Raw genomic sequence first — 13962 nt, forward strand, 5'->3', positions numbered from 1 at the left:
GCACCCCGATCAATGCCATCGATAACCCCAACTGGCTACACTGTGGTCTTTGCCGTCGAATCTAAGACTGGAGTCCGCCGTGCCCGTCCCGTTTGCTGCCATCCTGATTGCCAACCGTGGCGAGATTGCCATTCGTATTGCCAATGCCTGTGCGGATCTGGGAATTCGTTCCGTGGGGGTGTTTGCGGAGGATGATCAGCACTCTCTGCACACTCGCCAGGTGGATGAGGCGGTAGCGTTGCTGGGCCGGGGTGTGCCGGCCTATCTGGATGGGGCGCAGTTGATCGCGGTTGCCAGGGAGCAGGGTTGTGAGGCGATTCACCCCGGCTACGGCTTTCTGGCCGAGAATGCGGAGTTTGCCGAGCAGTGTGCCCGGGCCGAGCTGACGCTGATCGGGCCGGGGGCGGAGACTCTGCGGTTGTTTGGCGACAAGGCGTCCGCCCGGGCGTTGGCGGCCCGTTGCCGGGTGCCGTTGGTGCAGGGCACGGAGCAGGCGGTGACGCTGGAGGAAGCCCAAGCATTTATGGCGTCGCTGGAAGGCAGTGGTGTGATGATCAAGGCCCTGAGCGGTGGGGGCGGGCGCGGTATGCGAGCGGTTACTGACTTGGTAGGGCTGGAGGCGGCCTTTCAGCGTTGTCAGTCGGAGGCGAAGGCCGCGTTTGGCAACGAGGCGGTCTATGTGGAGCAGTTGGTACCCGCCGCCCGCCATATCGAAGTGCAGGTGCTGGGCGATGGCAGCGGGGCGGTGAGCCATCTGTGGGAGCGCGACTGCACCTTGCAGCGCCGTCACCAGAAGCTGGTGGAGTTCGCCCCGGCGCCGGGTCTCGATGCTGGCCTGCGCGACCGCATCATCGATAGCGCGCTGACATTGGCTAGAGCGGTGAACTATCAGGGCATCGGCACCTTCGAGTTTCTGGTGGAGCCGGCGCAGAACCGTTTCTATTTCATGGAAGCCAACCCCCGGGTGCAGGTGGAGCACACGGTCACCGAGCAGGTCACCGGGGTGGATTTGGTGCAGAGCCAGATTCGGCTGGCGGCGGGGGCCAGTCTGGCTGACCTGAATCTGCTTACCCCACCGGCCTGTGATGGCATGGCGGTACAGCTGCGTCTCAACCTGGAAACCCTCAAGGCCGATGGCAGCACCGCGCCTTCGGCGGGCACCCTCACCGCCTATGAGCCCGCCAGCGGGCCGGGGATTCGGGTGGATGGGTACGGCTATGCCGGTTACCCGGTCAGCCCGGCCTACGATTCCCTGCTGGCCAAGTTGATCGTCACCGGCGCGGACTATCCCACGGTGCTGCAACGGGCCCGCCGGGCCCTGAAGCAGACCCGCATTGAGGGCGTGCAAAGCAATCTGCCGCTGCTGCAGGCCTTGCTGGCCAGCGATGCGGTGCAGGCCAACGCGGTGACCACCCGCTATGTGGAAACCCACCTGCCAGAGCTGTTGCGGGCGCTGCCCACTGACGTGACCCCGGACTTGCCGTCTGCCGACCCATCACCACAGACCGGCACCCTTGCCACCCCGGCGGGTTGCGAGGCGCTGACCAGCCCCACCACCGGCGTACTGGTGTCCCTGCTGGTGCAGCAGGGCGACACGGTGCAGGTGGGCCAGGTAGTGGCGGTGCTGGAAGCCATGAAGATGGAATTCGAGGTACGCGCCGCCATCGCCGGCCAGGTGCACAGCCTGGCCGCCCAGGAAGGTGATGCCCTGAATGAGGCGTCGCCGTTGTTGTTTGTGGAACCCGGTGAGGTGGCAGGGGACGCCATCGCCACGGAAGAAAGCGTGGACCTGGATCATATCCGCCAGGATCTGGCGGAGGTGCTGGATCGCCATCAGGCCATCAGCGATGCGGGCCGCCCCCAGGCGGTGGAAAAACGCCACAGCAAAGGCAAGCGCACCGCCCGGGAAAATCTCGACGATCTGCTTGATGCGGACAGCTTCCAGGAATACGGCGCCATGGCTCTGGCGGCCCAGCGACGTCGTCGCAGTGCCGAAGAGTTGCAGGCCATGAGCCCGGCGGATGGCCTGATCGGTGGCACCGGCACCGTCAATGCCGACCAGTTCGGCGACGAGGCCGCCCGGGTGCTGGCCATGAGCTACGACTACACCGTGTTCGCCGGCACCCAGGGGATGATGAACCACAAGAAGACTGACCGCCTGCTGCAGCTGGCCGGCCAGTGGAAGATGCCGCTGGTGCTGTTTGCCGAAGGTGGTGGCGGGCGTCCCGGCGATACCGACTTTGTCGGTGTGGCCGGGCTGGACTGCCATACCTTTGCCGCCATGGCCCGCTTGTCCGGGCAGGTGCCGCTGGTGGGCATCGGCTCCGGCCGGTGCTTTGCCGGCAACGCGGCCTTGCTGGGTTGCTGCGATGTGATCATCGCCACCAAAGACGCCAGCATCGGCATGGCCGGCCCGGCCATGATCGAAGGCGGCGGCCTGGGCCGGTTCACCCCGGAGCAGGTGGGGCCGGTGACGGTGCAGGCCCCCAATGGGGTGGTGGATGTGGTCGTGGAGGACGAGAAGGCTGCGGTGGCAGTGGCCAAACAGTACCTGTCCTATTTTCAGGGCCGGGTGAGCGACTGGCAGGCCGCCGACCAGCGCGAGCTGCGTCATCGTATCCCGGAAAAACGCACCCGGGTCTACGACATCCGCCAGGTCATCGACACCCTGGCGGACCGTGGCTCGGTACTGGAACTGCGCCGTGAGTTCGCCCCGGGGATGATCACCGCGCTGGTACGCATTGAAGGGCGCCCCTTTGGGCTGATCGCCAATAACCCGGGCCACCTGGGCGGCGCCATCGATGCGGTGGGCGGCGACAAGGCCGCGCGCTTTATGCAGCTGTGCGAGGCCTTTGGCCTGCCCATGGTGTCCCTGTGCGATACCCCCGGTTTCATGGTGGGGCCGGAGGCGGAGCAGCAGGCCACGGTGCGCCATGTGTCACGGATGTTTGTCACCGCCGCCAGCCTGACGGTGCCGTTCTTCACCCTGGTGCTGCGCAAGGGCTACGGTCTGGGCGCCCAGGCCATGGCGGCGGGCAGTTTCCATTCGCCGTTGTTCACCGCCGCCTGGCCCAGCGCCGAGTTCGGCGCCATGGGCCTGGAAGGGGCGGTGCGACTCGGCTTCGCCAAGGAACTGGCCGCCCAGCCCACAGCGGAGAAACAGCAACGCCTGTTCGACAAGCTGGTGGCCAAGGCCTACCAGCAGGGCAAGGCCCTGAACATGGCCAGCTTCCTGGAGATCGATGCGGTGATCGATCCCGTGGAGAGCCGCCAGTGGTTGCTGCGCGGGCTGAATGCGTCCGGGCATCGGGGAGGGAAGGGTGGTCGGCCGTTTGTGGATACGTTTTGAAAAGGCCAGCAGCGAGGTACGAGTTTCGAGTTGCGAAAACATGGCTACGAAGCCGCTGTAGGAGTTCCCTTCCAGGGGACGAACCGAGCGTAGCGAGGCGACAGAGATTCGAGCGGCAGCAATCATTTTGAAACCTGTCGAGCTCTGCCGTCCCTGATCGCCCTGCGGCCGATTCCGCGTTCGCACGCGGTTCGCGCCTCAAGAGGCGTTATTCGCTTTGCTCACCCTTCGGGCCGCACGGAACTACGTGCGTTACTCCGCTGCGCTCCGTTCCTACAGCGGCTTCGTAGATGACACCGGGATATCCTCCGTCTTTCGCTTGCAGGCAAGCTCCTACAGGTAGCGCAGGTACCGCCCCCGGCCGGGAATCTCTACACTGTTCGGAAATTACCGCTGATCCGGACTGATCCATGACTCAAGCCCCTGCCCGCGCCTGGCCTTTGTTGCCGCTGCTGTTTTTTATGGCGGTGTTTTTCGGTAGCGGGATCTATTACAGCCTGCAGGGCACCGAGTTCGCCTTTTACCAGATCAAGGCGCCGGTGGTGGCCATGGCGGCGATCGTGCTGGGCTGTGTGCTGGCGCGCCAGGCATTGAGCCGCAGTGTGGAGCGCCTGCTGGCAGGGATCGGCCATCCCAATATTATCCTCATGTGTTTGGTGTTCCTGCTGGCCGGGGCCTTTGCCAGTGTCAGCGACAGCATCGGCAGTGTGGATGCCACCGTGCAGTTTGGTCTGCGCATTATTCCTTCCGACTGGGTGTTGCCCGCCCTGTTTCTGATTGCCGGTTTTATTGCCACGGCCATGGGCACCTCCATGGGGACCGTCGCCGCCACCGCGCCCATTGCCGCCGGGTTTGCCCAGGCCACCGGGCTGCCCATGCCGCTGGCGGTGGGGGCCGTGGTGGGTGGCGCCATGTTCGGTGACAACCTGTCGATGATTTCCGATACCACCATTGCTGCCACCCGCAGCCAGGGCGTCTCGTTGAAGGACAAGTTCCGGGTGAATATCTGGATTGCCCTGCCGGCGGCGCTGGTGAACGTGGCGGTGCTGGTGCTGCTGGGCGGCGGTGACCATCAGGTGCAGGCGGAGCCTTTACAGCCCTGGCTGGTGTTGCCGTATCTGCTGGTCTTTGCCCTGGCCCTGAGCGGGCTGAATGTGTTGGCGGTGCTGATCATCGGCATCGCCGTGGCCGGGGTCACCGGCATGGTGCAGGGGGCGGGCTATGGGCTGGCCCAGGTGAACGGGGCGGTCTACAGCGGTTTCGAAAGCATGTTCGAGATCATGCTGCTGTCCATGCTGATCGGCGGGCTGTCACAACTGATGACCGATCAGGGCGGCACCCGCTGGTTGATCGAACGTATCCACGGCCTGACCCGCTGGCTGAAACTGCCGCTGCAACGGGCCGGGGAAGTGGGCATTGCCCTGCTGGTGGTGGTGGCCAATGTGTTCGTGGCCAACAACACCGTGGCCATCGTACTTACCGGGGAGATGGCCAGAGACATCGCCGAAGACCATGGCGTGGATCTGCGTCGCTCGGCCAGTGTGCTGGATATCTTTTCCTGCGTGGTGCAGGGGCTGATTCCCTATGGCGCCCAGGTGTTGCTGGCCTGTTCCATTGCCGGGCTGTCACCGCTGGAGCTGATCGGCGCCATCCATTACTGCTGGGCACTGGCGGTGGCCGGGGTGATCGCCATTGTCATCAACCGGCCACAGCTTCCCTCACTCAAACAGGGATAAATACTCCCCGTAACCCTGTTTTTCCATCTCGGCCTTGGGCACAAAACGCAGCGCGGCTGAATTCATGCACCAGCGCTGGCCAGTGGGCTCGGGGCCGTCGCTGAACACATGGCCGAGGTGGGAATCCGCGTAGCGGCTGCGTACTTCCGTGCGGGTGGCCCATAGCTTGTTGTCTTCCTCCAGCGTCACGAATGCCTTGTCGATAGGCTTGGTAAAGCTGGGCCAGCCGGTGCCGGATTTGTATTTATCCGTGGAAGAAAACAACGGCTCGCCGCTGATCACATCCACATAGATACCCTCGCCTTTATGGTCGAAGTATTCATTCTGGAAGGCCCGTTCGGTGGCGTCTTCCCGGGTCACCTGGTAGACCAGCTTGGGCAGTGATTTTTTCAGTACCTCATCGCTGGGGCGCTGGAACTGATCCGCCCCCTGCCAGCGCTGAGTGACCTGGTCGGTGAGCCAGGGGCGATGCTTCGGGTCGTCCCAGTGTTCCTGCAGAAACTGGTCGCGACCGGAGCGATAGCGGTAGTACTTGTACTTCAGGCTGTGGGTCTTGTAGTAATCCTGATGGTAATCCTCCGCCGGGTAGAAGGCGTCCAGCTCGGTAATCTCGGTGATCACCGGTTTGTCGAAGCGACCGCTTTCCTCCAGGGCCTTACGCGAGGCCAGGGCAGCGGTTTTCTCCGCCTCGGTCTGATAGAAAATCGCGCTGCGGTATTGCTGGCCGCGATCCACGAACTGGCCATTGGGGTCAGTGGGGTCCACGTGCTGCCAGAACCAGGTGAGCAGGTTGTCGTAGCTCACCACCGCCGGGTCATAGATCACCTTCACGACTTCCGTATGGCCGGTGCGGCCATGGGCCACGTCCTCATAGCTGGGGTTCTTCTCGTCGCCGCCGGCAAAGCCGCTGATGGCCTCGCTGACGCCATCGAGCTCTTCAAAATCCGATTCGGTGCACCAGAAGCAGCCTCCGGCAAAATAGGCCTCGGCGGCCAGTACAGGGGCGCTCAAGGTGAGAGCGGCAAGAAATAATAGTGTGCGCATGGTTGTTACCTCCTGAAGCTTGGATGCCCGACAAACGGATTTGTTGCAAAACCGGTGATCTCTTACGCACTGGCGCTGCGATTGCGCACAGAGCCGGGCCTGTCCTTCAGGCACAGTCTGGGGCCGCGAGCGAGAATAAAGGGAGAAGACCGTGAAAATACCGGCAAGACAAGGATGTCTGCGGGTTGGCCTGATGATGCTCATCTGCCTGCTGGTGACCGTGGCCCGGGCCAGCGAGCCGCCTTTGCAGCTGGCCAAAGTGTACCAGGCCGGGATGGATCTGCAGGGCTACTGGGTCAGCGAAAAGCTGGACGGGGTGCGGGCCTACTGGGATGGGCAGCAGTTGCTGTCCCGGGGCGGCAATATTATCGCCGCGCCGGACTGGTTCCTGCGCGGTTTTCCCGCGCAGCCTTTGGATGGCGAGCTGTGGATGGGGCGCGGCCGCTTTGCCCAGGTGTCGGCAGCGATCCGCCGGCTACAGCCGAAGGCGCAAGAATGGCGGCAGATCCGCTTTATGGTGTTCGATCTGCCGGCCAGTGGCGTGCCATTCAGCGAACGGGTGGAAAAGATGCGTGGGCTGGTGGAGAAAACCTCCTCCTATCACCTGACCATGGTCGAACAGCGACGGGCCACGGACCACGGTGCCCTGCTGGCACGCCTGGATCGGGTACTGGCGGTCGGCGGAGAGGGCTTGATGCTGCATCACGGTGACAGCTTCTACAAAGCCGGCCGCACGGCGGCGCTGCTCAAGGTGAAAACCTTTCAGGATGCGGAAGCAACGGTGGTGGATTACAGCGAGGGGAAAGGCAAATACCAGGGCCAGGTAGGGGCGCTGGTGGTGAAGACCGGGGATGGTCGCCGTTTCAAGCTGGGCAGCGGCCTCAGCGATCACGAGCGGGCGGACCCGCCGCCGCTGGGCAGTACCGTGACCTATAAATATTACGGCCTGACGGCTACCGGGTTGCCGCGCTTTGCCAGCTTTCTGCGGGTAAGAAACGACGAGCCGGCGGCGCCGGCTCGTCGGGTGTCGCAGTCCGATTGATCAGGGCTGCAGGTTCAGTTCGTAGATGGCTTCGTTGCCACTGTCATCCAGTAGGCTGGCCATGAAGCTGCCGCCGGCCCCGGCCACTGCGTCGGCCACGAAGTTTTTGGCGCGGTCGGTGTTGGGTACCCGGAAGACGATTTGCAGATCACTGCTGTAACCCAGGATCGGTGCAAACGACCAATTGTTGTCGGCGGTGGGGGTCACCGGGCTGTTGGCCTGGATATAGTTGCCAACCACCTGGCGGTTTTCGTCCGGAGATTCGATCACCACATGGTCGCCACCGGTGCCGGCAAAGTGGCCGCCGGTGGCACGGTAGTTGTTGCTGGCGATGAGGAATTCCTGGGTCGGATCGATGGCGGCGCCGTCGAACTGCAGGTCAACGATGCGGGTGCCGTCGCTGATCTTGGCGCAGTCACGATCGTAACGGGCCGGTTCGGTCACATCGATCTGGTAGGTGACGCCGTCGATGACATCGAAGTTGTAGGTGGGGAAGCCACTGAAGTCCACCAGCTCCTGGCGGTCGGCGGTATCGGTGATCTGGAAGAACTGGGAGGCGGAACATTCCAGCCACTGTTCCAGTTCGGCACCGGTGACTTTTACCGCCATCAGGGTGTTGGGGTAGAGGTACAGGTCGGCAATGTTCTTCACTTGCAGTTCGCCGGCCGGCACCACGGTGAAGCTGCTTTCCTCGGCGCAGACCCCGTCACGGTCACAGGCCTTGAACGGGGCCGCAGCGGATAGCACCGGCAGACCATCCAGCTCGGTGCCGACAATAGCGTCTTCCACATAGGCCTTCTGGGCATCGCTGACGATCTGGATGGAAGGATCATCTTTCACCACCGCCAGGAAGCTGAAGATGTCATCGGTAGATTCGCCGATCACCTGGCCCATGTAGTCCAGGGTGGCGTCGTGGTCGGGTTTAACCAGGGCAGTCAGGGCCGCATCGGCCTCACCCTCCGGGTCCAGGGCCCGGGCCTCCACTTTGCTGTCCACTACGGTCCAGCTTTCGCCGTCTTCATTGAGTGCCAGGCTCAGGTCGATGATACCCAGGTGGCTGCCCCAGTAGCCGGGCATCACTGAGGGCACGCCCTTGATGGTGCCTTTTTCCAGGTCCACGTTGGCGGTGCCGGCAAAGCTGTCCGAGGGGAAGGTCAGGTGGCTGTGGCCGAACATGATGGCGTCGATGCCGTCCACGTCCGCCAGGTACCAGCTGCTGTTTTCTGCCTTGGCCTCTTCCGAGTAGGCGGTGGTGTTGATGCCGGAATGGGGAATGGCGACGATGATGTCCGCCCCTTCCGCCTTCATCTGTGGCACCAGTAACTCCGCGGTGGCCTTGATGTCTTTGGCGGTGACCTTGCCCTCCAGGTTCTTCTTGTCCCACTGCATGATTTGCGGCGGCAGGAAGCCGATAAAGCCCAGGGTTATATCGTGGGGGTTGCCGTCCCGGTCGTAGACCGTCTTGGTGATCAGCTTGTATTGGTCGAAGTAGGGGGTGCTGCCGTCGGCGCTGAACACATTGGCGCTGATGTAGGGGAAGGCGGCGTCGTCCACGCTTTCGGCGAGGAAATCCAGGCCGTAGTTGAATTCGTGGTTGCCGTAGTTGCCCACGTCGTAGGCCATTTCATTCATCACCTTGTAGACCGGGTGCACTTCGCCGCTGGTGAGCCCTTGCGCCTGGCGCCAGTCGCCCATGGGGCTGCCCTGGATCAGGTCGCCGTTATCCACTAACGCAGAGTTTTCCGGGTGGGTGATTTCGGCACGGGCCTGCTTGACCAGCATGGCGGTACGCACCAGGCCATGGCCGTTATCTACGCTGTCGCTGTAGTAGTTGTAATCCATCACGTTGGCGTGGATGTCGGTGGTTTCCATCAGACGCAGATCCACCCGTGGGGTGGTGTCCTGTTGGGCGGGGGTGTTGTCGTTATCGCCGCCGCAGCCGCTGAGCAGGGCGCCGCCGGCCAGAGACAGGGCCAGCAGGGATCGCAGTGAAGCCTTCATGGTGTTTCCTGTGTTTGGGTTCAAGGAAGGGCGGCGCGAACGCCGCCGAGAATTTTTTAAAACGAATCAGGGGCAGTTGCTGATCACGGTGAGTGAGCTCACCGATTCCAGGCTGGGGTAGCTCATGTAGAGGTCGCGCACGCCGTCCACTTCCAGGGTCTGGCCGACCATGGCCGGGTTGTTGGCGGGGCTGTACTCGGCGCGTTGGTCGGATTCCAGCTTCACGTAGACGCTGGTGCTGCTGTTCAGGTCGCCCAGCTCCAGGGCGTAGGGGTCGTTAACCCCGCCGATCACTTCGCCCACCACGGTGAGGGGGGTGCCCTGGCTGCTGGCGTAGGCATCGCTTACCGACACCGCGCCGCTGCTGCCACAACTGCCGCCCCCGCTGCTGCCATCTACCAGTTGCATGTCGGTGACGTACTCGATGCTGGGCTCGCCCATGTAGACGTCACGCTCGCCGCTCACCTGCAGGGTTTCACCGATCACCGACGGGTTGTTCTGGGGACTGAAGTCATTGCGGTACTGGCTGTCCAGTTTCACGTAAAGGGTGGCGCTGCCGGCACTGTCCTCGATTTCCAGAGCGTACTCGCCGTTGATGGCCTGGGTGATCACCCCTGACACGGTGACGGTGATGCCGGTGGGTTCGGCCAGTGCCTCGCTCACGGACAGCACCTCACCGCCGCCGCCAGTGCTGCCACCGGGGCCATCCGGAGCACCGTAGGCGCCGTAGTCAAAGGTGCTGGCATCCCAGGGGTTATAGCCACCGGAGGGGGTGTTCCAGGGCTGGCCGTTGTCCGGGTCGTCCAGCTCTTCGCTGGCCATGGGGGTGGGTGTGGCGGTGCCGGCCGGGTGGGCGCTGCTGTTGAACTGGGTGTAGCTTTCCGGGGTGGCCAGCCAGTCGATCAGGTTAATGCTGAGCTGGGCGGCGTTGCCGGCATCGGTCCAACCCGGGTAGGTGCTCTTGGTGTTGCCGTTGTCCTGGCGCTTGTACTTGGGCGAGGCATCTTCGATGGGGCTGGAGTCACCGATAAAGGCGGCCTTGCCGGGGCCGGATTTGGCAATGGCCACATAGGGGCCTTCGGCGGTGCCGCCGAAATAGAGCCCGGAATCCACCGCGTGGGTCCAGCGGCTGGGGCTGTCGCTGGTGGAGAAATACACCAGGCCCTTGGCCCGGTTCGGGTCGGTGATCGCCAGGGTGGCGCCACCGGCCATCAGTACCGGGCCCACACCGGTGGTCAGTCCCTCTACCTGGCTGGCCGGCTCGATGCCGCTGGCGCCGCTGTGCCAGTCGATGGCATTGAAGCGAAAGCGAATGCCGAACTCCTGGGCCAGCCAACCGCTGGCGGTACCGGGATTGCGCAGGTCGCCGTAGCTGCCGCCCACATTGAACTGGGACAGGGTGGAGCGGTTATAGCCGTTGAACACTTCGGTGCTGTCCCAAGTGTTCAGGTTACGGTCGGCGTTGTAGTGGTCAGCCACAAAGAAGATGCCCTTGCCGGCGGCCACAAAATTTTCCAGAGCCTGCAATTCTGATTGGGTAAAAGGGCGGTTGCTTTCCGCCAGTACCAGCACATCCGCGTGGCTGATAGCGGTATAAGTGATCACTGCTTCATTGGCATTGCTGTTGGCGGTGGTGGGGGTGGTGTAGTCATCCACGAACTGGATAACGCCGTCGCTGTTCTTGTCCACGCCCCGGTATTCCTGCACCGTATAGCCTTCGGCCACCAGCGCATCGGCGAAGTCGGAAAAGGCGCCGTCGATCACCCAGTCCGCGTTGCCCTCGGTGCCACCGTGGGATACATCGAACAGCACCACCTTGCCGTTGTCGTTGGAGCCGGGTGTCTTGATGGGGGCGGGGTAGTTCCACTGGTAGGCTTGGGCCGATCCCAGTGAGGTGGCCAGCAGGCCGGCGAAGAGAATTCGCTTCATGAGTGTTCATCCCTGAGCAGTAAATGGAGTGCCCAGAGGGTGGCGGTGCGACAAGTCCCGGCGGTAAAAAACCTGTGAATTTTCGGTGAACACTGTTCGTTTTATGGCAGGGTAGGCACTACGATCAAAAACAGGAAAATCGTCATGGGCCGGTCATGGTCGGGTCATGGAGACAGTCGATAGAGAGGTGCGGGTGAACAGGGAGATAACAGCGTGAGTGCGGTGACCAGCCCGATGATGCTTTCCTCCCTGTCGCTAGTGGCTGACAGCGATCAGGCCTTTACCCTGCGCATCACCCTGGCCCGCCTGGCCCGGCGGACGCTGGATGTGCAGTACTACATCTGGGATGACGACACCACCGGCAAGCTGCTGATCTACCGGGTGCTGGAGGCGGCACGCCGGGGGGTGAAAGTGCGCATGTTGCTGGACCACGCCAACCAGCTGGGCCGGGATGTGAAGTGGGCGGCGCTGGATGCGCACCCCAATATCGAGGTGCGCCTGTTCAACGCTTTCCGGGGGCGCTACAAGCATTTCCTGCAATGGCTTCATCACATGCCGTTGCTGAATCACCGCATGCACAACAAGGCCTGGATCGTGGATGGCGAACGGGCGCTGGTGGGTGGCCGCAATATTGCCGATCACTATTTCGGCGTGAATGCGTCCACCAACTTTCGCGATCTGGACCTGTACGCCTGTGGCCCCATCGTCGCTGATACCCAGGCGGCGTTTGACTGCTACTGGGACAGCCCGCTGGCCATGCCCATGAAGACCCTGCGTCGTTACCGGGAGTCGGCGGCGGAGCGTGTCTGGCAGTGGCTGCGACAATGGCGCCGCTCCCTGAAAAACTACCCCTACCTGTTTCCCCAGTACGAATCCTTCTTCACCGATTACCTGGCAGGGCAGGATCGCCAGTGTGTGCAGGCCCATGCGGTGTTGCTGTTCGATAGCCCCGACAAGGCGGCTGGAGTAAAGCAGACCCTGATGGGGGATCAGCTCGCCCACCTGCTGGCCCGGGACGATCATCAGGAACTGCTGATGGAGGCCAGCTATTTCATTCCCGGCGATGCCTTTGTGGCGGAACTGGCGGAGATGAAACAGCGCGGTGGTCGCGCGGCGGTGCTCACCAATAGCCTGGCCACCAATGATGTGATTGCGGCCCACGGTGCCTATGCCCGTTATCGCGATGGTCTGTTGAAAGCCGGGGTGGAGCTGCATGAGCTGACGCCCAACGCCCGTGCCCTGCATCGGCAGGTGCGGTTGTTCAAGGGGCGCTCCCGGGCCAGCCTGCATACCAAGGCCATGGTGCTGGACCGGCGCGAGGTCTTCGTGGGCTCATTCAATATCGATCCACGATCGGTCCATCTCAATACCGAGATGGGCTACTACGTGGTGTCTGAAGAGCTGGGCCAGCAGGTAGCGGCCTTTATCGAAGAGGGGCTGGCGCCGGAAAACAGTTATCGGGTCGACAACGAACAGGGCACACTGACCTGGGCGGGGGATGGCCCTGACGGTCGTCCGCTAGTGCGTCACAACGAACCCGACGTGACGGTGTGGCGGCGCATGCTGGCATGGTTACTGTCGCTATTGCCCATTGAGCGAATGCTGTAAGGCCGGCAAGCTCGAGCAACGCCAATGACCATCTTATTGCCACTGTAGGAGCCATGCTTGCATGGCGAACAATGCACCATTCGCCATGCAAGCATGGCTCCTACAGTCGCTTCGTAGAGGGATCTTCTGGCGGCCCTGCATTAAAAATTTTTGGAGAGTGTCATGTCCCAGCCGTTCTGTTTCCGCTTTCGGGTTCGTTACAACGAATGCGATGCCCAGCAAGTGGTGTTCAATGCCCGTTACGGGGACTATGTGGATCTGGCCATGACCGAATTCATGCGCGCCATGGGCTGTGACTACAACCAGTTGCTGGCGCAGGGGCTGGATAATCAGGTGGTGAAGCTGACCACCGAATGGCAATCCTCGGCGCGCTTTGACGATGTGCTGGACGTGTTCGTGTCACTCCAGCATCTGGGTAATACCTCCTTCACCCTGGAAGCGGATATCCGCCACGCGGACGAAGGGCGAGCCATTGCCCGCGCGGAGGCGGTGTACGTAATGATGACCACGGAACCCTTCGCAAAAACCCCGGTGCCCGACGATTTTCGCGAGTTGCTGCAGGCCGGAGCGCCGGGTGTGGTGATTGATCAGAGTGGTCGATAAAGAGCAGGAAAAATTGAACTGGGCCGCTGATGGCCGTGACTGTCGTCCGGTCTCCTGGTAGTGCGCCACAAGCTACCCTTCGTTATGCAAGCATAGTCTTCGGTGCGCTCACTCTTCGGGTCCCGACTGCGCTACGTTCTGTTCCAGCAATCGCTTCGTAGAGTGATCTTCGGGCAGCCCTTTATTAAAAGTTTTGGAGAGTGTTATGCCCCAGCCGTTTTGTTTCCGCTTTCGGGTTCGCTATCAAGAATGTGATGGCCAGCAAGTGGTTTTCAATGCCCGTTACGCGGATTACGTGGACCTCGCCATCAAGGAATTCATGCGCGCACTGGGGTGCGAATACAGTCAGTTGCAGGCGCGAGGGCTGGATAATCAGGCCGTGAAGCTGACCCTGGAATGGCAATCCTCGGCGCGTTTCGACGATGTGCTGAACGCGTTCGTGTCAGTGAAGCAACTGGGCAATACCTCTTTCACCCTGGAAGTGGAAATCCGCCACGCGGACGATGACCGCGCCATTGCGTCTTCGCAAGCGGTGTACGTGATGATGACCAACGAACCCTTTGAAAAGACACCGGTGCCGGGCGACCTGCGCGAATTGTTTCAGGTCGGGGCACCGGGTGTGGTGATTGATCAGAGTGGCCGTGGCTGAT

9 protein-coding genes are annotated in these 13962 nt (G+C 62.3%); 6 read left to right on the top strand and 3 right to left on the bottom strand.

Annotated elements, in window-relative coordinates:
* Positions 1–79 precede the first annotated feature (79 nt).
* Both Q0Y02_RS10555 and Q0Y02_RS10560 read left to right on the top strand, forming a co-directional pair.
* Positions 80–3349, top strand: a complete 3270-nt coding sequence (locus Q0Y02_RS10555) for a carboxyl transferase domain-containing protein (RefSeq protein WP_297767781.1) — start codon at positions 80–82, stop codon at positions 3347–3349.
* Positions 3350–3759: 410 nt separating this feature from the next.
* On the top strand, positions 3760–5085 hold the full coding sequence (locus tag Q0Y02_RS10560) for a Na+/H+ antiporter NhaC family protein (RefSeq protein ID WP_297767783.1): 1326 nt from the start codon (positions 3760–3762) through the stop codon (positions 5083–5085).
* Here the strand turns inward: Q0Y02_RS10560 and msrB are convergent.
* Positions 5068–6129, bottom strand: coding sequence for a peptide-methionine (R)-S-oxide reductase MsrB (msrB, locus tag Q0Y02_RS10565; protein ID WP_297767786.1), 1062 nt, complete (start codon positions 6127–6129; stop codon positions 5068–5070). The two genes, Q0Y02_RS10560 and msrB, sit on opposite strands and share 18 nt — an antisense overlap.
* 193 nt (positions 6130–6322) lie before the next feature.
* On the opposite strand from msrB, the gene Q0Y02_RS10570 reads away from it, so the two are divergent.
* Complete coding sequence (locus tag Q0Y02_RS10570; RefSeq protein WP_297767789.1) at positions 6323–7171, top strand: DNA ligase; 849 nt, start codon at positions 6323–6325, stop codon at positions 7169–7171.
* Here Q0Y02_RS10570 and Q0Y02_RS10575 read toward each other — a convergent pair whose 3' ends face one another.
* Both Q0Y02_RS10575 and Q0Y02_RS10580 read right to left on the bottom strand, forming a co-directional pair.
* Positions 7172–9172 carry a bifunctional 2',3'-cyclic-nucleotide 2'-phosphodiesterase/3'-nucleotidase gene (locus Q0Y02_RS10575; protein ID WP_297767792.1) on the bottom strand — a complete coding sequence of 667 codons (2001 nt, stop codon included), beginning with the start codon at positions 9170–9172 and terminating at the stop codon, positions 7172–7174.
* Between the two features lie 66 nt (positions 9173–9238).
* Positions 9239–11101: a hypothetical protein gene (locus Q0Y02_RS10580; protein ID WP_297767795.1), complete on the bottom strand. Its 1863-nt coding sequence runs from the start codon at positions 11099–11101 to the stop codon at positions 9239–9241.
* Between the two features lie 213 nt (positions 11102–11314).
* Between Q0Y02_RS10580 and Q0Y02_RS10585 the strand changes: the two genes are divergently transcribed.
* From Q0Y02_RS10585 to Q0Y02_RS10595, 3 genes are all read left to right on the top strand, one after another.
* Positions 11315–12709 carry a phospholipase D family protein gene (locus Q0Y02_RS10585; protein ID WP_297767797.1) on the top strand — a complete coding sequence of 465 codons (1395 nt, stop codon included), beginning with the start codon at positions 11315–11317 and terminating at the stop codon, positions 12707–12709.
* A gap of 162 nt (positions 12710–12871) precedes the next feature.
* Entirely contained in the window at positions 12872–13312 is a 441-nt protein-coding gene (locus tag Q0Y02_RS10590) for a thioesterase family protein (RefSeq protein ID WP_297767800.1), read from the top strand.
* A gap of 205 nt (positions 13313–13517) precedes the next feature.
* The gene (locus Q0Y02_RS10595; protein ID WP_297767803.1) at positions 13518–13961 is read left to right on the top strand and encodes a thioesterase family protein; all 444 of its coding nucleotides are present in this window, start codon (positions 13518–13520) and stop codon (positions 13959–13961) included.
* Position 13962: the final 1 nt, after the last annotated feature.

The organism is uncultured Alcanivorax sp. (assembly GCF_947258575.1).
Lineage (GTDB): Bacteria > Pseudomonadota > Gammaproteobacteria > Pseudomonadales > Alcanivoracaceae > Alcanivorax.

Coding starts and splice junctions, on each gene's coding strand:
- msrB (WP_297767786.1), bottom strand. CDS start 6,129: ATGCGCACACTATTATTTCTTGCCGCTCTCACCTTGAGCGCCCCTGTA.
- Q0Y02_RS10570 (WP_297767789.1), top strand. CDS start 6,323: ATGATGCTCATCTGCCTGCTGGTGACCGTGGCCCGGGCCAGCGAGCCG.
- Q0Y02_RS10575 (WP_297767792.1), bottom strand. CDS start 9,172: ATGAAGGCTTCACTGCGATCCCTGCTGGCCCTGTCTCTGGCCGGCGGC.
- Q0Y02_RS10595 (WP_297767803.1), top strand. CDS start 13,518: ATGCCCCAGCCGTTTTGTTTCCGCTTTCGGGTTCGCTATCAAGAATGT.
- Q0Y02_RS10560 (WP_297767783.1), top strand. CDS start 3,760: ATGACTCAAGCCCCTGCCCGCGCCTGGCCTTTGTTGCCGCTGCTGTTT.
- Q0Y02_RS10580 (WP_297767795.1), bottom strand. CDS start 11,101: ATGAAGCGAATTCTCTTCGCCGGCCTGCTGGCCACCTCACTGGGATCG.
- Q0Y02_RS10590 (WP_297767800.1), top strand. CDS start 12,872: ATGTCCCAGCCGTTCTGTTTCCGCTTTCGGGTTCGTTACAACGAATGC.